The sequence below is a fragment of the Escherichia marmotae genome (assembly GCF_002900365.1).
Taxonomy (GTDB): Bacteria; Pseudomonadota; Gammaproteobacteria; order Enterobacterales; family Enterobacteriaceae; genus Escherichia; species Escherichia marmotae.
Window position 1 is genome coordinate 4077107 of record NZ_CP025979.1, and the last position, 24643, is coordinate 4101749.

A 24643-nucleotide genomic window follows, 5' to 3' on the forward strand; every position below is an offset into this window, starting at 1 on the left:
CTATGTCTGACGACATGTCTATGAGTTTGCCTTCGTCAGCGGGCGAACACGGTGTACTACGCTCCATGCAGGAGGTTGCAATGAGCTCCCAGGAAGCCAGCAAGATGCTGCGTACTTACAATATTGCCTGGTGGGGCAATAACTACTATGACGTTAACGAGCTGGGTCACATTAGCGTGTGCCCTGACCCGGACGTCCCGGAAGCTCGCGTTGATCTCGCGCAGTTAGTGAAGACCCGCGAAGCGCAGGGCCAGCGCCTGCCTGCACTGTTCTGCTTTCCGCAGATCCTGCAGCACCGTTTGCGTTCTATTAACGACGCGTTTAAACGTGCGCGGGAATCCTATGGCTATAACGGTGACTACTTCCTCGTTTACCCGATCAAGGTTAACCAGCACCGCCGCGTGATTGAGTCCCTGATTCATTCTGGTGAACCGCTGGGGCTGGAAGCAGGTTCAAAAGCTGAGTTGATGGCGGTGCTGGCGCATGCTGGCATGACCCGCAGCGTCATCGTCTGTAACGGCTATAAAGACCGCGAATATATCCGCCTGGCGCTGATTGGCGAGAAGATGGGCCATAAGGTTTATCTGGTTATCGAGAAGATGTCTGAAATCGCCATTGTGCTGGATGAAGCGGAACGTCTGAACGTGATCCCTCGTCTTGGCGTGCGTGCGCGTCTGGCCTCGCAGGGGTCTGGTAAATGGCAGTCTTCCGGTGGTGAAAAATCGAAGTTCGGTCTGGCGGCAACCCAGGTACTGCAACTGGTTGAGACACTGCGTGAAGCCGGACGTCTCGATAGCCTGCAACTGCTGCACTTCCACCTCGGTTCGCAGATGGCGAATATTCGCGATATCGCGACAGGCGTTCGTGAATCTGCGCGCTTCTATGTTGAGCTGCATAAGCTGGGCGTCAACATTCAGTGCTTTGACGTTGGCGGTGGTCTGGGCGTGGATTATGAAGGCACCCGTTCGCAATCCGATTGTTCGGTGAACTACGGCCTCAATGAATACGCTAATAACATTATCTGGGCAATTGGCGATGCCTGTGAAGAGAATGGTCTGCCACATCCGACGGTGATCACCGAATCGGGTCGTGCGGTGACTGCGCATCACACTGTGCTGGTTTCCAATATTATCGGTGTGGAACGTAACGAATACACCGTTCCAACCGCACCAGCAGAGGATGCGCCGCGCGCACTGCAAAGCATGTGGGAAACCTGGCAGGAGATGCACGAACCGGGAACTCGCCGCTCTCTGCGTGAATGGCTGCATGATAGCCAGATGGATCTGCACGATATCCATATTGGTTATTCTTCTGGCACTTACAATCTGCAAGAACGTGCATGGGCAGAACAGCTCTATTTGAGCATGTGTCATGAAGTGCAGAAGCAACTGGATCCGCAAAACCGCGCCCATCGCCCGATTATCGACGAATTACAGGAGCGTATGGCGGACAAAATGTACGTCAACTTCTCGCTATTCCAGTCGATGCCGGATGCATGGGGTATCGACCAGTTGTTCCCGGTTCTGCCGCTGGAAGGGCTGGATCAAGTGCCGGAACGCCGCGCTGTGCTGCTGGATATCACCTGTGACTCTGATGGAGCCATCGACCACTATATCGATGGTGACGGCATTGCTACGACAATGCCAATGCCGGAGTACGATCCGGAGAATCCGCCGATGCTCGGTTTCTTTATGGTCGGTGCCTATCAGGAGATCCTCGGCAACATGCACAATCTGTTTGGTGATACCGAAGCGGTTGACGTGTTCGTCTTCCCTGACGGCAGCGTAGAAGTGGAGCTGTCTGACGAGGGCGATACCGTTGCGGATATGCTGCAATATGTGCAGCTCGATCCAAAAACGTTGTTAACCCAGTTCCGTGACCAGGTGAAGAAAACCGATCTTGATGCCGAACTGCAACAACAGTTCCTTGAAGAGTTCGAGGCAGGTTTGTACGGTTATACCTACCTTGAAGATGAATAATTAAGATTATTCTGCTGGCGGGCCGATTTAATTGATTAATTCGGCCCGCTTTTTATTTATATATTCTTAAAAATAATCTGGTTACTTTCCTTCTAATATAATCTCCCTACAATCGCTGCATTAATTAAATGCAGAGGGATCGGTTATGAAAAAATGGAAAGTACGCGTTGCGCTGGTGGGATTGTTCGTACTGCTTGCAGGTTGTTCCAGTAATGCGCAGTATAATAGTAGTGCATCTGGCAATGTCGGCACTGCCTGGGGCGGGGATGTGCACTCAACGGTTCAAGGCGTATCTGCTGAACGCGCCTGGCGCGATCCGGCAGAGATGATCGTTATTAGTTATTCGACTAACATTCCTTCCGGATACGACCGCGTTTATAGCATTCGGATTAACGAACTGGAATATGCTATTCGCGATGCTAATTTTAATTCGCTTCCTATTACGCGGGTATATGATTCATCGAATAATAAACCTCGATATATTGTTCATGCCAGAGTGGGAATGAATTATCAATTATATGTTCGTAACTATAGCCGTAACACTAACTATGAGATCGTTGCCACAGTTGATGGGCTGGATGTTCTGAACGGCAAGCAAGGTTCGCTGAATAACAATGGCTATATTGTGAATGTCGGTGATTCGTTAGCGATTAAAGGTTTCCGTAAAGATAAACATACCGAAGCTGCTTTTCAGTTTGCCAACGTTGCTGATTCCTACGCCGCCAATTCGGCGCAAGGCGATGTACGTAACACAGGGGTGATTGGTTTTGCCGCTTTTGAATTACAAGGCTCAGCGAAAAATGCGCTACCGCCGTGCTCTGGGCAAGCCTTTCCGGCAGACAACAATGGCTATGCGCCACCACCGTGTCGTAAATAGCAACCCCGCTTGATGCTTCACCCATTTAGGGCGATAATTAGCACAAACTTGTGTTTCGCAAATCCAACCCTTCCTCGTCGGGCCTAACGACGCGGAAGGGTTTTTTTATATCGACTTTGTAAAAGGAGTCCATCCATGAGCACCTTAGGTCATCAATACGATAACTCACTGGTTTCCAACGCCTTTGGTTTTTTACGCCTGCCGATGAACTTCCAGCCGTATGACAGCGATGCTGACTGGGTAATTACCGGCGTGCCGTTCGATATGGCTACTTCTGGTCGTGCGGGGGGGCGTCACGGTCCGGCAGCTATTCGCCAGGTTTCGACTAATCTGGCCTGGGAACACAACCGCTTCCCGTGGAATTTCGACATGCGTGAACGTCTGAATGTCGTCGACTGTGGTGATCTGGTATATGCCTTCGGTGATGCCCGTGAAATGAGCGAGAAACTGCAGGCGCACGCTGAGAAGCTGCTGGCTGCCGGTAAGCGTATGCTCTCCTTCGGTGGTGACCACTTTGTTACGCTGCCGCTGCTGCGTGCTCATGCTAAACATTTTGGCAAAATGGCGCTGGTACACTTTGACGCCCACACCGATACCTACGCGAACGGTTGTGAGTTTGACCACGGCACTATGTTTTATACCGCGCTGAAAGAAGGTCTGATTGACCCGAATCATTCCGTGCAAATTGGTATTCGTACTGAGTTCGATAAAGACAACGGCTTTACCGTGCTGGACGCCTGCCAGGTGAACGATCGCAGCGTGGATGACGTTATCGCCCAGGTGAAGCAGATTGTTGGTGATATGCCGGTCTACCTGACTTTTGATATCGATTGCCTGGATCCTGCGTTTGCGCCGGGAACGGGTACGCCGGTAATTGGCGGCCTGACCTCCGATCGCGCCATTAAACTGGTACGCGGCCTGAAAGATCTCAACATCGTTGGGATGGACGTAGTGGAAGTGGCTCCGGCATACGATCAGTCGGAAATCACTGCTCTGGCAGCGGCAACGCTGGCGCTGGAGATGCTGTATATTCAGGCAGCGAAAAAGGGCGAGTAAGCGCCGGATGTGATGCCATCCGTAGGCCGGATAAGATGCGCCAGCATCGCATCCGGCGATGTGCTCTGGCCATATATGTCAGATGCGGCCTAAACGCCTTATCTGACCTACGTTCGGCACCACCAGGTCTTACTTAACCCCATCAGCGCTCATACGGTCGCGAATATGCTGGGCGCGCTCCGCGGATGCTGGATGGTCGTCAAACATTGAGCTTTGACGGCCTTCTTCCAGCTTCGCCAGTTTTTCAAAGCTGGTGGCAAGGCCTGCCGGACTGATGCCGCGTTGGCGCAGCAAGTCATAGGAGTAATCGTCCGCCTCAGCTTCCTGACGCTGGGAGAATTGCGAATTGACTAATTTCTCGCCCAGATCGCCTAGTTGTGATTGAGATAAACTACCGACAATCCCGCCCGCCGATGCCGCAGCTACTCGCACTGCGTTTGTTCCAAGCGCGACCTGCATCCCTTTCTTCACATGGCCTAACGCCACGTGTCCCATTTCGTGACCGATCACCGCTTCGACTTCGTTATCAGTCATCATATCCATCAGTCCGCTATAAACACGGATGCAGCCGTTGGCCATCGCAAAGGCGTTCACATCCTTTGCCATATACACTTTGTAATTTACCGGTTGACCGTTGATATTGTTGCCCAGCGCGTTGGCAATAGTGGCCAGACGTTTAGCATATTCGCTACTGGCTGGCGCAATCGTCGCCTTACTGTCCATCTCCTGACATGCCTGATCGCTCAGGGCTTTGACCTGCGCATCACTCAGAGTGTAAGCCTGAAAAGCTTCCGCTCCTGATGAGAGCAGCCCACTGGAGTCCATATTCTGGCAACCGGTCAATACCGTTGCCACGCTCATTGCTATCAATAAGGCGCGAATTTTCATGTTTTCTCTTCCGCACAAAGTCAGGATTATTCTAAAAATGCGCCGTTTGCAGGTGAATCGACGCTCAGTCTAAGTATAAGGAAAAGCGCAGCGGACGGGCGAGCAGATTGCGCAACATGCGAGCATGATCCAGAGATTTCTGAACCGGCAAAAGGATGTTCCATGTACATGACGCGTGGCTTGCGGTAAATTGTTGGCAAATTTTCCGGCGTAGCCCAAAACGCGCTGTCGTCAAGTCGTTAAGGGCGTGCCCTTCATCATCCGATCTGGAGTCAAAATGTCCTCACGTAAAGAGCTTGCCAATGCTATTCGTGCGCTGAGCATGGACGCAGTACAGAAAGCCAAATCCGGTCACCCGGGCGCCCCGATGGGTATGGCTGACATTGCCGAAGTCCTGTGGCGTGATTTCCTGAAACACAACCCGCAGAATCCGTCCTGGGCTGACCGTGACCGCTTCGTGCTGTCCAACGGCCACGGCTCCATGCTGATCTACAGCCTGCTGCACCTCACTGGTTATGATCTGCCAATGGAAGAGCTGAAGAACTTCCGTCAGTTGCACTCCAAAACTCCGGGCCACCCGGAAGTGGGTTACACCGCAGGTGTAGAAACCACCACCGGTCCGTTGGGTCAGGGTATTGCTAACGCAGTCGGTATGGCGATTGCAGAAAAAACGCTGGCGGCGCAGTTTAACCGTCCAGGTCACGACATTGTCGACCACTACACCTACGCCTTCATGGGCGACGGCTGCATGATGGAAGGCATTTCCCACGAGGTTTGCTCTCTGGCGGGTACGCTGAAGCTGGGTAAACTGATTGCGTTCTACGATGACAACGGTATCTCTATCGATGGCCATGTTGAAGGCTGGTTCACCGATGACACTGCAATGCGTTTCGAAGCTTACGGCTGGCACGTAATCCGCGGTATTGACGGTCACGACGCTGCCGCTATTAAACGCGCAGTAGAAGAAGCGCGTGCAGTGACTGACAAACCGTCTCTGCTGATGTGCAAGACTATCATTGGTTTCGGTTCCCCGAACAAAGCCGGTACGCATGACTCCCACGGCGCGCCGCTGGGCGATGCGGAAATTGCACTGACTCGTGAGCAGCTAGGCTGGAAATACGCGCCGTTCGAAATCCCGTCTGAAATCTATGCTCAGTGGGATGCGAAAGAAGCCGGTCAGGCGAAAGAGTCTGCATGGAACGAGAAGTTTGCGGCTTACGCGAAAGCTTACCCGCAAGAAGCGGCTGAATTTACCCGTCGTATGAAAGGTGAAATGCCGTCTGACTTCGACGCGAAAGCGAAAGAGTTCATTGCTAAACTGCAGGCTAATCCGGCTAAAATTGCCAGCCGTAAAGCGTCTCAGAATGCCATCGAAGCATTCGGTCCGCTGTTGCCGGAATTCCTCGGCGGCTCCGCTGACCTGGCTCCGTCTAACCTGACCCTGTGGTCTGGCTCTAAGGCAATCAACGAAGATGCTGCTGGTAACTACATCCATTATGGTGTTCGCGAATTTGGTATGACCGCGATTGCCAACGGTATCTCCCTGCACGGTGGCTTCCTGCCGTACACCTCCACCTTCCTGATGTTCGTGGAATACGCACGTAACGCTGTACGTATGGCTGCACTGATGAAACAGCGTCAGGTGATGGTTTATACCCACGACTCCATCGGTCTGGGCGAAGACGGCCCGACTCACCAGCCGGTTGAGCAGGTTGCTTCTCTGCGCGTGACCCCGAACATGTCTACATGGCGTCCGTGTGACCAGGTTGAATCCGCCGTTGCGTGGAAATATGGCGTTGAGCGTCAGGACGGCCCGACCGCGCTGATCCTCTCCCGTCAGAACCTGGCGCAGCAGGAACGTACGGAAGAGCAACTGGCAAACATCGCGCGCGGTGGTTACGTGCTGAAAGATTGTGCCGGTCAACCGGAACTGATCTTCATCGCCACCGGTTCTGAAGTCGAGCTGGCGGTTGCAGCATACGAAAAACTGACTGCTGAAGGCGTGAAAGCGCGCGTAGTTTCCATGCCGTCTACCGACGTGTTCGACAAACAGGACGCGGCTTACCGTGAATCCGTACTGCCGAAAGCCGTCACCGCACGCGTTGCAGTGGAAGCAGGTATTGCTGACTACTGGTACAAGTATGTTGGCCTGAACGGTGCTATCGTCGGTATGACCACCTTTGGTGAATCTGCTCCGGCAGAGCAACTGTTCGAAGAGTTCGGCTTCACCGTTGAAAACGTGGTAGCGAAAGCGAAAGAACTGCTGTAATTAACACTATGGTGTGTGAAGAGCCGCAAATGCGGCTCTTTTTTATTTGGTTGAGATAAACGGAACGGTACTGCCAGGGATCATGGTATCGGGCAGTTTTCCGTCCCAGCGTTCGGCAGTGGTAAGGGCAACAAGCCCTGGGTTATCTCGCAGAGCTTCACCGCGCAGGCGGATAGCTTCTGCTTCAGCCCCACTTTTTAAACGAATAGTTTCTGCTTCTGCCGCGCCTCTTACGCGAATCGTCTCTGCTTCTGCTTTGGCTGCCGCCAGTTTACTGTCTGCTTCTGCCTGCGCCTGAGTTACCGCAATTTGTGCCTGGATTTTCTCTGTTTCCAGATTTTGTTTCCGTGTGGCAATGGCGACTTCCGCTTTCATACGATCTTCAATTGATTTTTCATAAGCGTCCGAAAAATCAATATTTTCAATCTGGACCCCGTCAATCACCACCGGACCAACAACGGCTTTGCGCATTGCATTTTGCAGATCCTGAACCAGTTTCGTGCGATCCTGTACAGCGCTGATGGCCGTATATTGACCGAAAACGTTCTCCAGTTGGGTTGGCAACTGGCGAACAATCAGGCGATCTTTTAATGCTTCAATGGTGTTGTAGGTGGTATAAACCGCGCCTGCTTCCGAAGGCTTAATATGGAAACTGACTGACACAGTCATTTGTGCGGGTTGCTGGTCGCGGCTGTATGCCTGTAATCCCTGATAGACAACAGCCTGATTACGCGTGGAAATTTTCTCTACGCTTTCCATAAACGGGATCTTAAAACCCAGTCCCGGATCGGCAACTTTTACTATTTTTCCATAGCGCAACAAAATACCACGTTCACCTTCATTCACGGTGTAATACGACAGAAATGGCAGCACAATAACGGCAAGCACGCCAATGGCGATGGCAAGCGATTTTTGTGGGCGGAATGAGGTTATTGAAACAGGTGCTTTCATGTGAGTCTTCCTTGAGTAAAGTGTGGAAATATGTCACATGAGGTGAGAAGAAAACAGCCAACAGTCGAGAATTCAGAATCTATAAAGGGGGAATGGCGGAAAACCAACGGATGAAATAAGTATGTTTTCGAACATTCAATAAACAAATGGTGATATGCATCACGAATGTAATAACGTATAAAATATCTATTATGTGACATACGCAGCAAATATATAGTTGACTTACGTAAAATCATTTTTATGTCATTGTTATTTAATACTTTGCTATTTTAGCTCGTGGAGTTTGTGTTTTCACGTGCACAATTGCTTTCATTAAGTCGCACGAGTATTTTATTTTTACCGCCGGACAGCACCCTAAAAATAAAATAAGGATAATTTATGCGGCTTATTGATTATTTCCCGGAATCATCAATCTCAGTTATATCTTCAGCAAAAGACTGGCAGGATGTTATCGATTTTTCGATGGCGTCATTGTTAGCAGAAAATTATATCAACGAGAATTACATTCAGTCTATTAAAGACTCAACTACCCGCAACGGGCCTTATTATATTCTCGCGCCGGGCGTAGCAATGCCCCATGCACGACCGGAATGTGGGGCGCTTAAAACCGGGATGTCACTGACATTACTCGAACAGCCAGTTTGTTTCCCCGGAAGTGATGAACCGATCAAATTACTCATCGGGCTTTCTGCTGCCGATGCTGATTCGCACATTGGTGCTATTCAGGCGTTAAGTGAATTACTGTGCGAAGAAGAAATACTCGAACAACTATTAACAGCAACATCAAAAAAACAATTAGCGGACATTATCAGCCGCGGATAATTACTCTCTCCTCTACAGGATAATATTATGGAAAACAAGTCTGCTCGTGCAAAGGTCCAGGCTTTTGGTGGCTTTTTGACTGCAATGGTCATCCCCAATATCGGTGCTTTCATTGCCTGGGGTTTTATTACTGCTTTATTTATTCCTACGGGTTGGATGCCTAACGAACACTTCGCCAAAATTGTTGGCCCCATGATTACCTATTTATTGCCCGTGATGATTGGTTCTACCGGTGGTCATCTGGTCGGCGGTAAACGCGGTGCGGTCATGGGGGGAATAGGGACGATTGGTGTGATCGTCGGTGCGGATATTCCGATGTTTCTCGGTTCGATGATCATGGGGCCGTTAGGTGGTCTGGTCATAAAATATGTCGATAAAGCACTGGAAAAACGCATACCTGCTGGTTTTGAGATGGTTATCAATAACTTCTCATTAGGTATTGCCGGGATGATCCTCTGCCTGTTGGGCTTTGAAGTCATCGGTCCGGCAGTGTTAATTGCCAATACTTTCGTCAAAGAGTGTATTGAGGCGCTGGTACATGCGGGTTATCTACCTCTGCTGTCAGTCATCAATGAACCGGCAAAAGTGCTTTTCCTTAATAATGCGATCGATCAGGGCGTCTATTACCCGTTGGGAATGCAGCAGGCATCGGTTAACGGTAAATCTATCTTCTTTATGGTGGCGTCCAATCCTGGGCCGGGTTTAGGCTTGCTGCTGGCATTCACTCTGTTTGGTAAAGGGATGAGCAAACGCTCTGCGCCTGGTGCGATGATTATTCACTTCCTCGGTGGCATCCACGAGCTGTATTTTCCGTATGTATTGATGAAGCCGTTGACCATTATCGCCATGATTGCAGGCGGTATGTCTGGCACCTGGATGTTCAATTTGCTGGATGGCGGCTTGGTGGCAGGTCCTAGCCCGGGTTCTATTTTTGCTTATCTGGCACTGACGCCGAAAGGCTCGTTCCTGGCGACAATTGCCGGTGTTACGGTCGGTACTCTGGTGTCCTTTGTCATCACATCCCTGATACTGAAGATGGAAAAAACGGTGGAAACGGAGAGCGAAGATGAGTTCACCGAGTCAGCCAATGCGGTAAAAGCTATGAAGCAGGAAGGTGCATTTTCATTAAGTCGTGTGAAACGTATTGCCTTTGTTTGTGATGCGGGAATGGGCTCCAGCGCAATGGGGGCAACCACCTTCCGCAAACGTCTGGAAAAAGCCGGACTGACCATTGAAGTAAAACATTACGCCATAGAAAACGTGCCTTCGGATGCTGATATCGTCGTCACTCACGCCAGTCTGGAAGGACGAGTGAAACGTGTGACGGATAAACCGCTGATATTGATTAATAACTACATTGGCGATCCAAAACTCGACACTTTATTTAATCAATTAACCGCCGAACATAAAAACTGATTGCAGAGGTAAAAATGAAAACCAAAGTTGCTGCTATTTATGGCAAGCGGGATATCCGTCTGCGTGAATTTGAGTTACCCGAAATTACTGATAATGAACTGCTGGTCAGTGTAATTTCTGATAGTGTTTGTTTATCCACCTGGAAAGCGGCGTTGCTTGGTAGCGAACATAAACGGGTGCCGGACGATTTAGAAAATCACCCGGCGATCACCGGGCATGAATGTGCCGGAGTCATTGTTGAAGTGGGTAAAAATCTTACCGACAAATATAAAAAAGGTCAGCGATTTGTTTTACAGCCTGCGATGGGGTTACCCAGCGGATATTCTGCGGGATACAGCTACGAATATTTTGGTGGTAATGCCACCTATATGATTATTCCTGAAATCGCGATTAATTTAGGCTGCGTATTACCGTATCACGGCTCTTATTTTGCTGCGGCATCGCTGGCGGAGCCGATGTGCTGCATTATTGTCGCTTATCATGCTAATTATCACACTACGCAATATGTTTATGAGCATCGAATGGGCGTCAAATCTGGCGGCAATATTGCGCTACTGGCGTGTGCTGGCCCGATGGGAATTGGCGCTATCGATTACGCCATTAACGGCGGCATTCAACCATCACGGGTGGTAGTGGTCGACATCGATGAAAAACGGCTGGCACAAGTACAGAAGCTGCTGCCGGTGGAGATGGCGGCCAGCAAAGGGATTGAGCTGGTATACGTGAATACCAAAGGGATGAGCGATCCGGTACAGATGCTGCGGTCGCTGACAGGAGATGTCGGGTTCGATGATGTTTTTGTCTATGCGGCGGTGCCTTCGGTCGTTGAGATGGCTGATGAATTGCTGGCGGAAGATGGTTGTCTGAACTTCTTTGCCGGGCCAACGGATAAAAACTTCAAAGTGCCGTTTAACTTTTACAACGTGCATTACAACAGCACTCACGTCGTTGGGACGTCCGGTGGTTCTACGGATGATATGAAAGAGGCGATTGCCCTTAGCGCCACGGGGCAGTTGCAGCCGTCGTTTATGGTGACCCATATTGGTGGCCTGGATGCGGTGCCAGAAACCGTACTCAATTTGCCGGATATTCCCGGCGGCAAAAAACTCATTTATAACGGCGTCACCATGCCGCTGACCGCCATTGCCGATTTTGCCGAAAAAGGGAAAACAGATCCGCTGTTTAAAGAGTTGGCGCGACGGGTTGAGGAAACGCACGGCATCTGGAATGAACAGGCCGAGAAATATCTGCTGGCACAATTTGGCGTTGATATCGGGGAGGCCGCGCAATGATGTCCCTTGCGTGGCCATTATTTCGCGTTACGGAACAGGCCGCGTTGGCTGCCTGGCCGCAAACCGGATGTGGCGACAAAAATAAAATTGATGGCCTGGCGGTTACCGCGATGCGTCAGGCATTAAACGACGTCGCTTTTCGTGGGAGAGTGGTTATCGGTGAGGGGGAAATTGACCATGCGCCGATGCTGTGGATTGGCGAAGAGGTTGGCAAAGGTGATGGGCCAGAAGTCGATATCGCGGTTGATCCTATTGAAGGCACCCGGATGGTGGCGATGGGGCAGAGTAATGCCCTGGCGGTAATGGCCTTCGCCCCACGAGATAGCCTGTTACACGCGCCCGATATGTATATGAAAAAACTGGTCGTTAACCGACTGGCTGCAGGAGTGATTAATCTGTCTTTGCCCCTGACGGATAACTTGCGCAATGTGGCAAAAGCATTGGGCAAACCATTGGATCGATTACGCATGGTTACGCTGGATAAACCCCGTCTTCATGCCGCGATTGAAGAAGCGAAGCAACTGGGCGTGAAAGTATTCGCCCTGCCGGATGGCGATGTTGCTGCCAGTGTGCTGACTTGCTGGCAGGATAATCCTTACGACGTGATGTACACCATCGGTGGTGCGCCAGAAGGCGTTATTTCTGCCTGTGCAGTCAAAGCGTTAGGCGGAGATATGCAGGCAGAGCTTATTGATTTTTGTCAGGCCAAAGGTGATTACACGGAAAATCGGCAGATTGCACAACAGGAGCGCCAGCGTTGCAAGGAAATGGGGGTTGAGGTCAACCGTGTGTACTCGCTCGACGAACTGGTGAGAGATAAAAATATCCTCTTTAGCGCCACGGGTGTGACGGGCGGAGAGCTGGTGAACGGTATACAACAGACGGCGAATGGGGTGCGGACGCAGACATTACTGATCGATGGCGCAGACCAAACGTGTAATATAATAGACTCCCTGCATTGATGGTGATCTATCGGAAGACGAATGGCGACGCTGACAGAAGATGATGTGCTTGAGCAACTGGATGCACAGGACAATTTATTGTCATTTATGAAAACTGCGCATGCCATTTTGCTCCAGGGGATACGCCAGTTTCTGCCGTCGCTGTTTGTCGATAACGATGAAGAGATCGTGGAATATGCAGTGAAGCCGTTGCTCGCCCAAAGCGGCCCGCTTGACGATATTGATGTTGCGCTGCGTTTGATTTATGCGCTGGGGAAAATGGATAAATGGCTGTACGCCGATATTACGCACTTTTCTCAATTCTGGCATTACCTGAACGAGCAGAATGAAACGCCCGGATTTGTCGATGACATTACCTGGGATTTTATCAGCAACGTTAATAGCATAACCCGTAATACTTCTCTCTATGATGCGTTGAAAGCGATGAAGTTCGCTGATTTCGCGGTCTGGTCAGAGGCGCGTTTTAGCGGAATGGTCAAAACGGCGCTGACGCTGGCAGTAACGACAACTTTAAAGGAATTAACGCCGTGAAAATCGAACTGACGGTGAATAGACTAAAGGTACAGGCGCAGTACTCTGATGATGAAATTGAAAATGTACATAAACCGCTACTGCGTATGCTGGCGGCCTTACAGGCGGTAAACCCGCAGCGGCGTACGGTGGTATTTTTGAGTGCTCCACCAGGGACGGGTAAATCTACCTTAACTACCTTCTGGGAATATCTCGCACAACAAGATCCCGAATTACCCGCTATTCAGACGCTCCCGATGGATGGTTTTCACCATTACAACATCTGGCTGGATGAGCATCAGCTTCGCCCTTATAAAGGCGCGCCGCAAACGTTTGACGTGGCGAAACTGGCGGAAAATCTGCGTCAGGCCGTGCAAGGCGACTGTACGTGGCCGCAGTATGATCGACAAAAACATGATCCGGTAGAAGATGCGTTGCACGTTACCGCGCCGCTGGTCATCGTCGAAGGAAACTGGCTATTGCTGGATGACGAGCAGTGGCGCACGTTAGCGCAATTTTGTGATTTCTCGATATTTATCAACGCGCCCGCATCTGCGTTACGGGAACGACTGGTGGGGCGCAAGTTGGCGGGGGGATTATCGCAGGCAGATGCTGAAGCTTTTTATGAACGTACCGACGGGCCGAATGTTCGTCGGGTGCTGGAACAGAGTCGGCCTGCAAATTTGACCTTAATGATGACGCCTAACGGTGAATACTGTCTGGCAGATTGACCTCCCTCACTACACCACCTTCCAGTCGCATGACGCGAGAAAAATGACGCCGGGTAAATGCGGCGTCATGACTGATTGCCACCACACTCGTGCCACGAAGGCGGCACTTTTCCAGCCAACTTTCAAATACTGCCAGCCATTGGGCGTCAAAATCCCGGCTCGGTTCGTCAAGTAATAACAGCGGCGGGGCGAGAGCTTCCAGGCAGGCGACGGCCACCATCCGTCGCTGGGCGCTATGCAGATCTAACGGATGAGCGCTGGCAACATCTGTTAACTGACAGCATTGCAGGACAGCGTCGGTGCGTTGAGCAATTTCATCAGTTGGGCATTTTTGCAGTTTCAAACCAAATGCGACCTCTTCCGCGACGGTACTGTGAAATAACTGGTTTTCCGCTTCCTGAAACAGCACACCAATGTTTGCCGCGCGTTGGCGGTTCTTGAGTGTATGTAGCGCCAGATGTTGCAACATTACCGTGCCGGACGAAGGGGGTAGAAGACCCGCCATGATACGCAACAGGGTCGATTTTCCCGCGCCATTGTCGCCGGTCAGCGCCAGCCATTCACCTTTTTTGAGTTGTAGAGAAATGTTGCAAAGACAATCCGTTGCTGCGTCAGGCCAGCGATAAGTAACCTGATTTAACGTTAACATAATGGCTGGAGTGCTCCGTTTTGCAGTTGCCACGCTTGCTGGCAGTAGTTCAGGAAAGGTGTTTGATGGCGTTCAAAAAGAATAATCAGCGAATCACGTTTCAACGCCCAGTGTTGTAAGCGCTGCAACAGCATTTCGCTGGCCTGCGACGTCAGTCGGCTAAAGGCTTCGTCGAGAATTAAAATCTTAGGTTGCATCGCGATAGCACAAGCGATGACCACGCGTTGGGTTTCCCCGCCGGAGAGTGTTGCCGGATGGCGATGACGCAATGGCTGGCACCCGGTCAGAGTCAGAGCGGCGTCAATACGCGCCATAATCTCTGCTTCAGCAAGACACAGATTTTCTGGCCCAAACGCGACTTCTTCTTCCACGTTGAAGGTACAGCCAGAAAGCTGCAAGTAGGGGGATTGCTGGACGAGTTGAATGGTCGCAGATTGTTCGTTGAGTGAGCGTTGCCCAATGGGCGTATCGAGGAGCATTCCCGTACCAGCTATGTCACCCGGCAAGAAGTCGGGATACCAACCCGCCATCAGTTGCGCCAGCGTGCTTTTGCCACTGCCGTTGTCCCCAAAGATGGCGATCATCCCCGGTTCGTCATAGTAAAAGTCATAACAGAACGGAGGAATTGTTGAGTGTGTCGGGCAATAGCGAAACTGTTCTAACGTAACCATATCCACGCTCCGAATTCTGCCAGCATCAGCAAGATCATGGTGTAACGCGCCACTTTTTCTAGGTTACTGTCAGGTGGTGCCCACAGCGTAGTGCGCCGGTTGTGGAGTCGAAATGCCCGCATATCCAGCGCCGCGCCGCGGATCGCCAGATCGTTAAGCGCATTATGAGTTAGCGGAATAATTAACGCGGGCATAGTACGTAAACGTTGATACCAGCCTTCATCCAGCGGCACGCCGCGAGCGCGTTGTGCTTCATAAATAATCGCTAATTGTCGTTTTAACTGCTCAACGACCAATAACGGCCCGGCAAACAGATAAGCGACGCCCGGCGGCAGGCGAGAAGCAAACAAAGCGCGGATAAAACCTTGCACGGGGACGAATTGCATCCACAACTGTGAAGTTGAAACAATAGCCAGAATACGCAACCAGAGCGTAATGGCATGTGCCCACCGTTCTGGAGAGCGTGGCGCGTCACTTATCCATTCTGTCAGCCAGCCACCGTGCACCAGCCACAGACCGACGCCCAGCGAAAACATCAGCCAGGTGACATATTTTGCCCGCCGCCGCGTGGCCTTTAGCGCGATAAGGCAGAAAAAGGTCGCCGCGCTATAGATCGGCAAAATGGTCTGCGCGGGCAGGATAAGCGTGGTGCAGGCAGCCAGCGCCCACAACGTTAATGAGGTAAACGGATGCATTTAGCGCACGGCGGCCATCATTGGAAAATGGCGTGTGGTGCGAATCGGTAGTTGTCGCAGTAAAAGCCAGACAATCACCGCCGTGAGAATTTTATCGACCAGGTTAGCGCCTATCACCGTAATCGCCACTGATTCCACCAGGTTTTGCCCCATTGAATGTATCCAGGCGACGAACAAATCCGCTCCGCTACCGGTTACTCCGCCAAACAAGGCTGTACGCAGCGGCACGGCAACAATTGTCACCGCAAGAGTAATAATCACCCCGCTGACAATGACTTTCGGCAGAGTACGGAACCAACCCGCTCGCGCCAGCCAACCCGCGACCAGACCGATGACCATCGCCACGGGGGCAAAAGCGGCGGCGATCGGGTCAGTCAGTAACCCCCAGAGTAAATTGGTCAGTAAGCCGGTCAGCATACCGATCACTGGACCAAGCAGTACCGCGCTAATAAGCGTGCCGATGGAGTCGAGAAAAATAGGCAATTTGACTATGCTGGCCAGTTGACCGCCGATCATATTGATGGCGATAGAGATAACGATCAGCACCAAAGCCTGACTGGAAAAGTGGCGACGCGCCATAAGAAAACCTCTCTAAAGGGTGTAATGCCGATCAGTTAAGGATCAGTTGACCGATCCAGTGGCTGTGTAAGAATCCGGAAAGAGCCTGTACATAGATTTGTGTAATTGCCTGATTTTGATATGTTCAATCCAGCATCAAATGAAGGTTAATTTATGGACGAAAAACAGTTACAGGCTCTGGCTAACGAACTGGCCAAAAACCTCAAAACCCCTGAAGACCTCAGTCAGTTTGATCGGCTGCTGAAAAAGCTCAGCGTTGAAGCCGCTCTCAATGCAGAGATGACACACCATCCTGGGTATGAGAAAAATCAGTCCAGACCAGGAGCTAACTCCCGCAACGGTTTTTCCACAAAGACCGTTATCACAGGCGACGGTCCACTGGAACTGCGTACTCCGCGCGATCGTGACGGTACCTTCGAACCACAACTGGTAAAGAAAAATCAGACCCGTATTACCGGGATGGATAACCAGATCCTCTCGTTGTATGCCAAAGGGATGACCACCCGTGAGATAGCTGCTGCGTTCAAAGAACTGTATGACGCAGATGTTTCACCGGCACTGATATCAAAGGTTACCGATGCCGTGATGGAGCAGGTTGTAGAATGGCAAAACCGACCACTGGATGCTGTTTACCCCATTGTTTATCTTGACTGTATCGTCCTGAAAGTTCGGCAGGACAGTCGCGTCATCAACAAATCGGTGTTCCTGGCACTGGGCATCAATATCGAAGGTCAGAAAGAACTGCTGGGTATGTGGCTGGCCGAAAATGAAGGGGCGAAGTTCTGGCTCAATGTGCTGACTGAACTGAAAAACCGCGGTCTGAACGATATCCTCATCGCCTGTGTGGATGGCCTGAAAGGCTTCCCGGATGCCATCAACACAGTATATCCGAAGGCCCGCATCCAGTTATGCATCGTGCATATGGTGCGCAACAGCCTGCGCTTCGTGTCATGGAAGGACTACAAAGCCGTCACTCGCGACCTGAAAGCGATTTATCAGGCTCCCACGGAAGAGGCAGGCCAGCAGGCACTGGAAGCGTTCGCTGCGGCCTGGGACTGTCGCTATCCTCAGATAAGCCGAAGCTGGCAGGCTAACTGGCCGAATCTTGCCACGTTCTTCGCTTATCCAACGGACATCCGCAAAGTGATCTATACGACGAATGCCATCGAGTCGCTAAACAGCGTGATCCGCCATGCGCTCAAAAAGCGTAAAGTGTTCCCGACAGACGACTCGGTGAAAAAAGTGGTGTGGCTGGCAATCCAGTCTGCGTCCCAGAAATGGACGATGCCGTTGAAGGACTGGCGAATGGCAATGAGCCGCTTTATTATCGAGTTCGGTGACCGCCTGGACGGTCACTTCTGAGAAAAGGCATTTACACAGAATCTTAAACAGGCTCCTTTCTGGTGTAATGCCGATCAGTTAAGGATCAGTTGACCGATCCAGTGGCTGTGTAAGAATCCGGAAACGCTCACTCGTTTCCGGATTTTTTTATGCTCATTGGACAGGCCCTTGATCTGGTATCCCGTTACGATTCTCTGCGTAACCCACTGACTTCTCTGGGGGATTACCTCGACCCCGAACTCATCTCTCGTTGCCTTGCCGAATCAGGTACTGTAACGCTACGCAAGCGCCGTCTTCCCCTCGAAATGATGGTCTGGTGTATTGTTGGCATGGCGCTTGAGCGTAAAGAACCTCTTCACCAGATTGTGAATCGCCTGGACATCATGCTACCGGGCAATCGCCCCTTCGTTGCCCCCAGTGCCGTTATTCAGGCCCGCCAGCGCCTGGGAAGTGAGGCTGTCCGCCGCGTGTTCACGAAAACAGCGCAGCTCTGGCATAACACCACGCCGCATCCGCACTGGTGCGGCCTGACCCTGCTGGCCATCGATGGTGTGTTCTGGCGCACACCGGATACACCAGAGAACGATGCAGCCTTCCCCCGCCAGACACATGCCGGGAACCCGGCGCTCTACCCGCAGGTCAAAATGGTCTGCCAGATGGAACTGACCAGCCATCTGCTGACGGCTGCAGCCTTCGGCACGATGAAGAACAGCGAAAATGAGCTTGCTGAGCAACTTATAGAACAAACCGGCGATAACACCCTGACGTTAATGGATAAAGGTTATTACTCACTGGGACTGTTAAATGCCTGGAGCCAGGCGGGAGAACACCGCCACTGGATGATCCCTCTCAGAAAGGGAGCGCAATATGAAGAGATCAGAAAACTGGGTAAAGGCGATCATCTGGTGAAGCTGAAAACCAGCCCGCAGGCACGAAAAAAGTGGCCGGGGCTGGGAAATGAGGTGACAGCCCGCCTGCTGACCGTGACGCGCAAAGGAAAAGTCTGCCATCTGCTGACGTCGATGACGGACGCCATGCGCTTCCCCGGAGGAGAAATGGCGGATCTGTACAGTCATCGCTGGGAAATCGAACTGGGATACAGGGAGATAAAACAGACGATGCAACTGAGCAGGCTGACGCTGAGAAGTAAAAAGCCGGAGCTTGTGGAGCAAGAGCTGTGGGGTGTCTTACTGGCTTATAATCTGGTGAGATATCAGATGATTAAAATGGCAGAACATCTGAAAGGTTACTGGCCGAATCAACTGAGTTTCTCAGAATCATGCGGAATGGTGATGAGAATGCTGATGACATTGCAGGGCGCTTCACCGGGACGTATACCGGAGCTGATGCGCGATCTTGCAAGTATGGGACAACTTGTGAAATTACCGACAAGAAGGGAAAGAGCCTTCCCGAGAGTGGTAAAGGAGAGGCCCTGGAAATACCCCACAGCCCCGAAAAAGAGCCAGTCAGTTGCTTAACTGACTGGCATTACTCTAAAGGGTGTTATTTAACAGGGGAAATATGCAACTCGTCGTAACCAGAAAGCGCGCAAGGCTGGCGACTGAATGCCAGTTCTTCCAGGCTACCGATCACCAGTTCAAGGGTGGTGCGCACGGTACAGCCAGGCATCATATGACCGCCGAGCATTGCGCCGTGTGGGTCTGAAATGCAGAGATGAAGATGTTCACCTGTCTGTTCCAGTGTGCCGTTCAGTGCGATTACTTCAAACTTACCGCGAAGATGAGTGGTGTTTTCTTGCCCGGCATAGCGTAAGGCGACGTCAGTCAGACTGCCGGTACAACCCGCAATCCACGCGGCGTGAAGTTGTTGCTGTCGCGCGAAGGTGCGTAATTGAGAGAAAACTTCCTGATCGGGAAGCAGGCGCAGCGCGTAAAAGCGCGCAGTTGAAGAATAAAGGTGGGGCAATGTCATCATTGAAGTACTCCGAAACTCGGACGTATTGCGGATGATATCGACGCGACATCAGTCATATTCTGATATAAATCAGGGTTTATGACGGCACAGCGAAAAGATTTTGCTACGCTTATTCGTGATTCTGCAAAGTGGAATAATTCCTGGCATACCATGGCCAAAAACGTGACGTAAGTCAGATAATTGTCTTCTTTGACTGGACAATCATTCCTTTTATTCCGCGTTTCGCTTATCCTAGCTGAAGCGTTTCAGTCGATTAAATGTTCGACAATTAACCAATCAGTCGCAATTTGCGACAGGTAAGGTTTTCCCGAACGATTTGCTGGACTACTCTGTCTGGCAAATTTGCTTTGAGAAAGCCTTGCAGGAGACCTATGACCGTACGCGTAGCGATAAATGGCTTCGGTCGCATCGGGCGTAATGTGGTTCGTGCTGTGTATGAATCCGGACGCCGGGCGGAAATCACCGTGGTGGCAATCAACGAACTGGCGGATGCTGCGGGCATGGCGCATTTGTTGAAATATGACACCAGTCATGGCCGTTTTGCATGGGAAGTGCGTCAGGAACGCGATCAACTTTTTGTTGGTGATGACGCCATCCGCGTATTGCATGAACGTTCACTGCAATCGCTCCCCTGGCGTGAACTTGGCGTCGATGTGGTGCTCGATTGCACCGGCGTGTATGGCACCCGCGAGCATGGCGAAGCGCATATTGCCGCCGGGGCCCAAAAAGTGCTCTTTTCACATCCTGGCAGCAACGCTCTCGACGCAACTATTGTTTATGGCGTCAATCAGGATCAACTTCGCGCGGAACATCGCATTGTTTCTAACGCTTCCTGTACCACGAATTGCATAATTCCCGTCATCAAATTGTTAGATGATGCGTACGGCATTGAGTCCGGCACTGTGACCACAATTCACTCCGCCATGCACGATCAGCAGGTTATTGATGCGTACCATCCCGACCTGCGCCGCACTCGGGCCGCCAGTCAGTCGATCATCCCGGTCGATACTAAACTGGCCGCCGGTATCACGCGTTTTTTCCCGCAGTTTAACGATCGCTTTGAAGCGATTGCGGTACGTGTGCCAACCATTAATGTGACGGTAATCGACCTGAGCGTGACGGTGAAGAAACCTGTAAAAGCCAATGAAGTCAACCAGTTGTTGCAAAAGGCAGCACAAGGTGCATTTCATGGTATAGTTGACTATACGGAATTGCCGTTGGTCTCTGTAGATTTTAACCACGACCCGCACAGTGCCATTGTCGATGGCACCCAAACCCGGGTCAGTGGCGCACACCTGATCAAAACGTTGGTCTGGTGCGATAACGAATGGGGCTTTGCTAACCGAATGATCGACACGACGTTAGCGATGGCCGCTGTTGCTTTCAGGTAAGACGCAAGCAGCGTCTGCAAAACTTTTAGAATCAACGAGAGGATTCACCATGTCTGTAATTAAGATGACCGATCTGGATCTTGCTGGGAAACGTGTATTTATCCGTGCGGATCTGAACGTACCAGTAAAAGACGGGAAAGTAACCAGCGACGCACGTATCCGTGCTTCTCTGCCGACCATTGAACTGGCCCTGAAACAAGGCGCGAAAGTGATGGTAACTTCCCACCTGGGTCGTCCTACCGAAGGCGAGTACAACGAAGAATTCTCTCTGCTGCCGGTTGTTAACTACCTGAAAGACAAACTGTCTAACCCGGTTCGTCTGGTTAAAGATTACCTCGACGGCGTTGACGTTGCTGAAGGTGAACTGGTTGTTCTGGAAAACGTTCGCTTCAACAAAGGCGAGAAGAAAGACGACGAAACCCTGTCCAAAAAATATGCTGCACTGTGTGACGTATTCGTAATGGACGCATTCGGTACTGCTCACCGCGCGCAGGCTTCTACTCATGGTATCGGTAAATTTGCTGACGTTGCGTGCGCAGGCCCGCTGCTGGCGGCTGAACTTGACGCGCTGGGTAAAGCACTGAAAGAACCTGCTCGTCCGATGGTGGCTATCGTTGGTGGTTCTAAAGTTTCTACCAAACTGACCGTTCTGGATTCCCTGTCTAAAATCGCTGACCAGTTGATCGTTGGTGGTGGTATCGCAAACACCTTTATCGCGGCACAAGGCCACGATGTAGGTAAATCTCTGTACGAAGCAGACCTGGTTGACGAAGCAAAACGTCTGCTGACCACCTGCAACATCCCGGTTCCGTCTGATGTTCGCGTAGCAACTGAGTTCTCTGAAACTGCTCCGGCTACCCTGAAATCTGTTAACGACGTGAAAGCTGACGAGCAGATCCTGGATATCGGTGATGCTTCCGCACAGGAACTGGCTGAAATCCTGAAGAATGCGAAAACTATTCTGTGGAACGGCCCGGTTGGCGTGTTCGAATTCCCGAACTTCCGCAAAGGTACTGAAATCGTGGCTAACGCTATCGCAGATAGCGAAGCGTTCTCCATCGCTGGCGGCGGCGACACTCTGGCAGCAATCGACCTGTTCGGCATTGCTGACAAAATCTCCTACATCTCCACTGGTGGCGGCGCATTCCTTGAATTCGTAGAAGGTAAAGTACTGCCTGCAGTAGCGATGCTCGAAGAGCGCGCTAAGAAGTAAAAAATCACAGGGCAGGGAAACCTGCCCTTGTTTCAGCGCGCTCATGTAGCACGCACTTTTTCTCAAGCCCGACGATACAGGACAAAGAAACATGTCTAAGATTTTTGATTTCGTAAAACCTGGCGTAATCACTGGTGATGAAGTACAGAAAGTTTTCCAGGTAGCAAAAGAAAATAACTTCGCACTGCCAGCAGTAAACTGCGTCGGTACTGACTCCATCAACGCCGTACTGGAAACCGCTGCTAAAGTTAAAGCGCCGGTTATCGTTCAGTTCTCCAACGGCGGTGCTTCCTTTATCGCTGGTAAAGGCGTGAAATCTGATGTTCCGCAGGGGGCTGCAATCCTGGGCGCTATCTCTGGTGCGCATCACGTACACCAGATGGCTGAACACTACGGTGTTCCTGTAATCCTGCACACTGACCACTGCGCGAAGAAACTGCTGCCGTGGATCGACGGTCTGCTGGACGCAGGTGAAAAACACTTCGCAGCTACCGGTAAGCCGCTGTTCTCTTCTCACATGATCGACCTGTCTGAAGAATCTCTGCAAGAGAACATCGAAATCTGCTCTAAATACCTGGAGCGCATGTCCAAAATCGGTATGACTCTGGAAATCGAACTGGGTTGCACTGGTGGTGAAGAAGACGGTGTGGACAACAGCCACATGGACGCTTCTGCACTGTACACCCAGCCGGAAGACGTTGATTACGCATACACCGAGCTGAGCAAAATCAGCCCGCGTTTCACCATCGCGGCTTCCTTCGGTAACGTACACGGCGTTTACAAGCCGGGTAACGTGGTTCTGACCCCGACTATCCTGCGTGATTCTCAGGAATATGTTTCTAAGAAACACAACCTGCCGCACAACAGCCTGAACTTCGTATTCCACGGCGGTTCCGGTTCTACTGCTCAGGAAATCAAAGACTCCGTAAGCTACGGCGTAGTGAAAATGAACATCGATACCGATACCCAATGGGCAACCTGGGAAGGTGTTCTGAACTACTACAAAGAAAACGAAGCTTACCTGCAGGGTCAATTGGGCAACCCGAAAGGCGAAGATCAGCCGAACAAGAAATACTACGATCCGCGCGTATGGCTGCGTGCTGGTCAGACTTCGATGATCGCTCGTCTGGAAAAAGCATTCCAGGAACTGAACGCAATCGACGTTCTGTAAGATATTCCTTTCTGCTTATCTCAAGGCCCGCTCTGCGGGTCTTTTTTTCGCCAAAAGCAAAATTGCCTGATGCGCTACGCTTATCAGGCCTACACGTATCCTGCAATATATTGAATTTGCAGGTTTTTGTTGGCCGGATAAGGCGTTCACGCCGCATCCGGCATGACAAAGCGCACATTGTCATATGTCTGAGCCCCACTCTGCGGGGCTTTTTTTCGCCAAAAGCAAGGTGATGTACTTAAGAAATTTGTGATCTATTTGGCAAAATTATACTTTATTGTTTACCCTTGTCAGACTGCCCGTCATAAGGCGGCGGAGTGTATTTCTCCATTTTGAGTCAGTTGAAAAGGAATATTGAATGGAAGATTTGAATGTTGTCGATAGCATACACGGTGCAGGTTCCTGGTTGGTGAATAATCAGGCGCTGTTGCTGAGTTATGCTGTAAACATCGTGGCGGCTCTCGCGATTATCATCATTGGTTTGATTGTCGCGCGGATGATTTCCAATGCGGTGAATCGCCTGATGATCTCCCGTAAAATTGATGCCACCGTTGCTGATTTTCTTTCTGCATTAGTCCGTTACGCAGTTATTGCCTTTACGCTAATTGCTGCACTGGGTCGCGTGGGCGTACAAACCGCATCGGTTATCGCCGTACTGGGTGCCGCAGGTTTAGCTGTAGGTTTGGCGTTGCAGGGTTCGCTGTCTAACCTGGCCGCTGGCGTGTTGCTGGTAATGTTCCGCCCGTTCCGTGCCGGTGAATATGTTGACCTCGGCGGTGTTGCCGGTACTGTGCAGAGCGTGCAGATTTTCTCTACGACTATGCGCACCGCAGACGGTAAAATTATCGTTATTCCGAACGGTAAAATTATTGCCGGTAATATTATTAACTTCTCTCGCGAGCCGGCGCGCCGTAACGAATTTATCATTGGCGTGGCGTATGATTCTGATATCGATCAGGTTAAGCAGATCCTGACTGATATTATTCAGTCCGAAGATCGTATTTTAAAAGATCGTGAAATTACCGTGCGCCTGCATGAACTTGGCGCATCCTCGGTTAATTTTATCGTTCGTGCCTGGAGCAACAGCGGTGATCTGCAAAACGTGTACTGGGACGTGCTGGAACGTATTAAACGCGAGTTTGATGCTGCTGGTATCAGCTTCCCATATCCGCAAATAGATGTGAACTTCAAGCGGGTGAAAGAGAATAAAGAGAGCGATGCGGTAACGCGTTAATCATGTAAAGC

The 24643-nt window shown here is 51.0% G+C and carries 23 protein-coding genes; 16 read left to right on the plus strand and 7 right to left on the minus strand.

The genetic code is table 11. The features are described 5' to 3' along the window. Positions 1 to 2: 2 nt before the first annotated feature. The 3 genes from speA (at position 3) to speB (ending at position 3912) form a co-directional block, all read left to right on the plus strand. Positions 3 to 1979, plus strand: coding sequence for a biosynthetic arginine decarboxylase (speA, locus tag C1192_RS20870; protein WP_052463068.1), 1977 nt, complete (start codon positions 3 to 5; stop codon positions 1977 to 1979). 145 nt (positions 1980 to 2124) lie between these two features. Then, positions 2125 to 2856, plus strand: a complete 732-nt coding sequence (locus tag C1192_RS20875; RefSeq protein ID WP_038355775.1) for a hypothetical protein — start codon at positions 2125 to 2127, stop codon at positions 2854 to 2856. A gap of 135 nt (positions 2857 to 2991) precedes the next feature. Further along, positions 2992 to 3912: an agmatinase gene (gene speB / locus C1192_RS20880; protein WP_038355776.1), complete on the plus strand. Its 921-nt coding sequence runs from the start codon at positions 2992 to 2994 to the stop codon at positions 3910 to 3912. A 129-nt stretch (positions 3913 to 4041) separates the two neighbouring features. Here speB and loiP read toward each other — a convergent pair whose 3' ends face one another. Beyond that, the gene (gene loiP / locus C1192_RS20885) at positions 4042 to 4800 is read right to left on the minus strand and encodes a metalloprotease LoiP (protein ID WP_000701822.1); all 759 of its coding nucleotides are present in this window, start codon (positions 4798 to 4800) and stop codon (positions 4042 to 4044) included. A gap of 277 nt (positions 4801 to 5077) precedes the next feature. On the opposite strand from loiP, the gene tkt reads away from it, so the two are divergent. Continuing rightward, on the plus strand, positions 5078 to 7069 hold the full coding sequence (gene tkt / locus C1192_RS20890) for a transketolase (RefSeq protein WP_001517051.1): 1992 nt from the start codon (positions 5078 to 5080) through the stop codon (positions 7067 to 7069). 42 nt (positions 7070 to 7111) lie between these two features. Here the strand turns inward: tkt and C1192_RS20895 are convergent, their stop codons facing one another. Continuing rightward, a complete protein-coding gene (locus tag C1192_RS20895; RefSeq protein WP_001517050.1) occupies positions 7112 to 8020 on the minus strand; it encodes a prohibitin family protein in 909 nt (302 codons plus the stop codon). 378 nt (positions 8021 to 8398) lie between these two features. Between C1192_RS20895 and cmtB the strand changes: the two genes are divergently transcribed. The 6 genes from cmtB to C1192_RS20930 are packed head-to-tail and all read left to right on the plus strand — an operon-like array spanning position 8399 to position 13753. After that, entirely contained in the window at positions 8399 to 8842 is a 444-nt protein-coding gene (gene cmtB / locus C1192_RS20905; protein ID WP_038355777.1) for a PTS mannitol transporter subunit IIA, read from the plus strand. Between the two features lie 27 nt (positions 8843 to 8869). Next, on the plus strand, positions 8870 to 10258 hold the full coding sequence (gene cmtA, locus C1192_RS20910; RefSeq protein WP_000428837.1) for a PTS mannitol transporter subunit IICB: 1389 nt from the start codon (positions 8870 to 8872) through the stop codon (positions 10256 to 10258). Between the two features lie 14 nt (positions 10259 to 10272). After that, entirely contained in the window at positions 10273 to 11550 is a 1278-nt protein-coding gene (locus tag C1192_RS20915) for a zinc-binding dehydrogenase (RefSeq protein WP_038355778.1), read from the plus strand. Beyond that, on the plus strand, positions 11547 to 12512 hold the full coding sequence (glpX, locus tag C1192_RS20920) for a class II fructose-bisphosphatase (protein ID WP_038355779.1): 966 nt from the start codon (positions 11547 to 11549) through the stop codon (positions 12510 to 12512). Before C1192_RS20915 ends, glpX begins: the two co-directional genes overlap by 4 nt. A gap of 21 nt (positions 12513 to 12533) precedes the next feature. After that, a complete protein-coding gene (gene fumE, locus C1192_RS20925; RefSeq protein ID WP_001517047.1) occupies positions 12534 to 13043 on the plus strand; it encodes a fumarase E in 510 nt (169 codons plus the stop codon). Next, on the plus strand, positions 13040 to 13753 hold the full coding sequence (locus C1192_RS20930; protein WP_038355780.1) for a nucleoside/nucleotide kinase family protein: 714 nt from the start codon (positions 13040 to 13042) through the stop codon (positions 13751 to 13753). Before fumE ends, C1192_RS20930 begins: the two co-directional genes overlap by 4 nt. Here the strand turns inward: C1192_RS20930 and C1192_RS20935 are convergent. Genes C1192_RS20935 through C1192_RS20950 form a run of 4 tightly spaced genes read right to left on the minus strand, consistent with a single transcriptional unit; the run spans position 13725 to position 16347 of the window. Beyond that, entirely contained in the window at positions 13725 to 14402 is a 678-nt protein-coding gene (locus C1192_RS20935; RefSeq protein WP_038355781.1) for an ABC transporter ATP-binding protein, read from the minus strand. The genes C1192_RS20930 and C1192_RS20935 overlap by 29 nt on opposite strands. After that, positions 14396 to 15073 (minus strand): ABC transporter ATP-binding protein, encoded by a 678-nt coding sequence (locus C1192_RS20940; RefSeq protein WP_001517044.1) that lies wholly within the window; start codon positions 15071 to 15073, stop codon positions 14396 to 14398. The genes C1192_RS20935 and C1192_RS20940 overlap by 7 nt, the downstream gene beginning before the upstream one ends. Next, positions 15061 to 15768, minus strand: a complete 708-nt coding sequence (locus tag C1192_RS20945) for an energy-coupling factor transporter transmembrane component T (protein ID WP_038355782.1) — start codon at positions 15766 to 15768, stop codon at positions 15061 to 15063. Before C1192_RS20945 ends, C1192_RS20940 begins: the two co-directional genes overlap by 13 nt. Then, positions 15769 to 16347: an ECF transporter S component gene (locus tag C1192_RS20950; RefSeq protein WP_000113901.1), complete on the minus strand. Its 579-nt coding sequence runs from the start codon at positions 16345 to 16347 to the stop codon at positions 15769 to 15771. Positions 16348 to 16500: 153 nt separating this feature from the next. On the opposite strand from C1192_RS20950, the gene C1192_RS20955 reads away from it, so the two are divergent. Both C1192_RS20955 and C1192_RS20960 read left to right on the plus strand, forming a co-directional pair. Further along, positions 16501 to 17709 carry an IS256-like element IS1414 family transposase gene (locus C1192_RS20955; RefSeq protein ID WP_103194764.1) on the plus strand — a complete coding sequence of 403 codons (1209 nt, stop codon included), beginning with the start codon at positions 16501 to 16503 and terminating at the stop codon, positions 17707 to 17709. A gap of 128 nt (positions 17710 to 17837) precedes the next feature. Then, positions 17838 to 19166: an IS4-like element IS4 family transposase gene (locus C1192_RS20960; protein ID WP_103194760.1), complete on the plus strand. Its 1329-nt coding sequence runs from the start codon at positions 17838 to 17840 to the stop codon at positions 19164 to 19166. Positions 19167 to 19191: 25 nt separating this feature from the next. On the opposite strand, the gene C1192_RS20965 is transcribed toward C1192_RS20960, so the two are convergent. After that, on the minus strand, positions 19192 to 19623 hold the full coding sequence (locus C1192_RS20965) for a PPC domain-containing DNA-binding protein (RefSeq protein WP_000988684.1): 432 nt from the start codon (positions 19621 to 19623) through the stop codon (positions 19192 to 19194). 371 nt (positions 19624 to 19994) lie between these two features. Between C1192_RS20965 and epd the strand changes: the two genes are divergently transcribed. The 4 genes from epd (at position 19995) to mscS (ending at position 24632) form a co-directional block, all read left to right on the plus strand. Continuing rightward, the gene (gene epd / locus C1192_RS20975; RefSeq protein ID WP_038355449.1) at positions 19995 to 21014 is read left to right on the plus strand and encodes an erythrose-4-phosphate dehydrogenase; all 1020 of its coding nucleotides are present in this window, start codon (positions 19995 to 19997) and stop codon (positions 21012 to 21014) included. A gap of 49 nt (positions 21015 to 21063) precedes the next feature. Continuing rightward, complete coding sequence (gene pgk / locus C1192_RS20980; protein ID WP_000111269.1) at positions 21064 to 22227, plus strand: phosphoglycerate kinase; 1164 nt, start codon at positions 21064 to 21066, stop codon at positions 22225 to 22227. 91 nt (positions 22228 to 22318) lie between these two features. Next, the gene (fbaA, locus tag C1192_RS20985) at positions 22319 to 23398 is read left to right on the plus strand and encodes a class II fructose-bisphosphate aldolase (RefSeq protein WP_038355448.1); all 1080 of its coding nucleotides are present in this window, start codon (positions 22319 to 22321) and stop codon (positions 23396 to 23398) included. Between the two features lie 358 nt (positions 23399 to 23756). Continuing rightward, on the plus strand, positions 23757 to 24632 hold the full coding sequence (mscS, locus tag C1192_RS20990) for a small-conductance mechanosensitive channel MscS (protein WP_038355447.1): 876 nt from the start codon (positions 23757 to 23759) through the stop codon (positions 24630 to 24632). Positions 24633 to 24643: the final 11 nt, after the last annotated feature.

Coding starts and splice junctions, on each gene's coding strand:
- speA (WP_052463068.1), top strand. CDS start 3: ATGTCTGACGACATGTCTATGAGTTTGCCTTCGTCAGCGGGCGAACAC.
- C1192_RS20875 (WP_038355775.1), top strand. CDS start 2,125: ATGAAAAAATGGAAAGTACGCGTTGCGCTGGTGGGATTGTTCGTACTG.
- speB (WP_038355776.1), top strand. CDS start 2,992: ATGAGCACCTTAGGTCATCAATACGATAACTCACTGGTTTCCAACGCC.
- loiP (WP_000701822.1), bottom strand. CDS start 4,800: ATGAAAATTCGCGCCTTATTGATAGCAATGAGCGTGGCAACGGTATTG.
- tkt (WP_001517051.1), top strand. CDS start 5,078: ATGTCCTCACGTAAAGAGCTTGCCAATGCTATTCGTGCGCTGAGCATG.
- C1192_RS20895 (WP_001517050.1), bottom strand. CDS start 8,020: ATGAAAGCACCTGTTTCAATAACCTCATTCCGCCCACAAAAATCGCTT.
- cmtB (WP_038355777.1), top strand. CDS start 8,399: ATGCGGCTTATTGATTATTTCCCGGAATCATCAATCTCAGTTATATCT.
- cmtA (WP_000428837.1), top strand. CDS start 8,870: ATGGAAAACAAGTCTGCTCGTGCAAAGGTCCAGGCTTTTGGTGGCTTT.
- C1192_RS20915 (WP_038355778.1), top strand. CDS start 10,273: ATGAAAACCAAAGTTGCTGCTATTTATGGCAAGCGGGATATCCGTCTG.
- glpX (WP_038355779.1), top strand. CDS start 11,547: ATGATGTCCCTTGCGTGGCCATTATTTCGCGTTACGGAACAGGCCGCG.
- fumE (WP_001517047.1), top strand. CDS start 12,534: ATGGCGACGCTGACAGAAGATGATGTGCTTGAGCAACTGGATGCACAG.
- C1192_RS20935 (WP_038355781.1), bottom strand. CDS start 14,402: ATGTTAACGTTAAATCAGGTTACTTATCGCTGGCCTGACGCAGCAACG.
- C1192_RS20940 (WP_001517044.1), bottom strand. CDS start 15,073: ATGGTTACGTTAGAACAGTTTCGCTATTGCCCGACACACTCAACAATT.
- C1192_RS20945 (WP_038355782.1), bottom strand. CDS start 15,768: ATGCATCCGTTTACCTCATTAACGTTGTGGGCGCTGGCTGCCTGCACC.
- C1192_RS20950 (WP_000113901.1), bottom strand. CDS start 16,347: ATGGCGCGTCGCCACTTTTCCAGTCAGGCTTTGGTGCTGATCGTTATC.
- C1192_RS20955 (WP_103194764.1), top strand. CDS start 16,501: ATGGACGAAAAACAGTTACAGGCTCTGGCTAACGAACTGGCCAAAAAC.
- C1192_RS20960 (WP_103194760.1), top strand. CDS start 17,838: ATGCTCATTGGACAGGCCCTTGATCTGGTATCCCGTTACGATTCTCTG.
- C1192_RS20965 (WP_000988684.1), bottom strand. CDS start 19,623: ATGATGACATTGCCCCACCTTTATTCTTCAACTGCGCGCTTTTACGCG.
- epd (WP_038355449.1), top strand. CDS start 19,995: ATGACCGTACGCGTAGCGATAAATGGCTTCGGTCGCATCGGGCGTAAT.
- pgk (WP_000111269.1), top strand. CDS start 21,064: ATGTCTGTAATTAAGATGACCGATCTGGATCTTGCTGGGAAACGTGTA.
- fbaA (WP_038355448.1), top strand. CDS start 22,319: ATGTCTAAGATTTTTGATTTCGTAAAACCTGGCGTAATCACTGGTGAT.
- mscS (WP_038355447.1), top strand. CDS start 23,757: ATGGAAGATTTGAATGTTGTCGATAGCATACACGGTGCAGGTTCCTGG.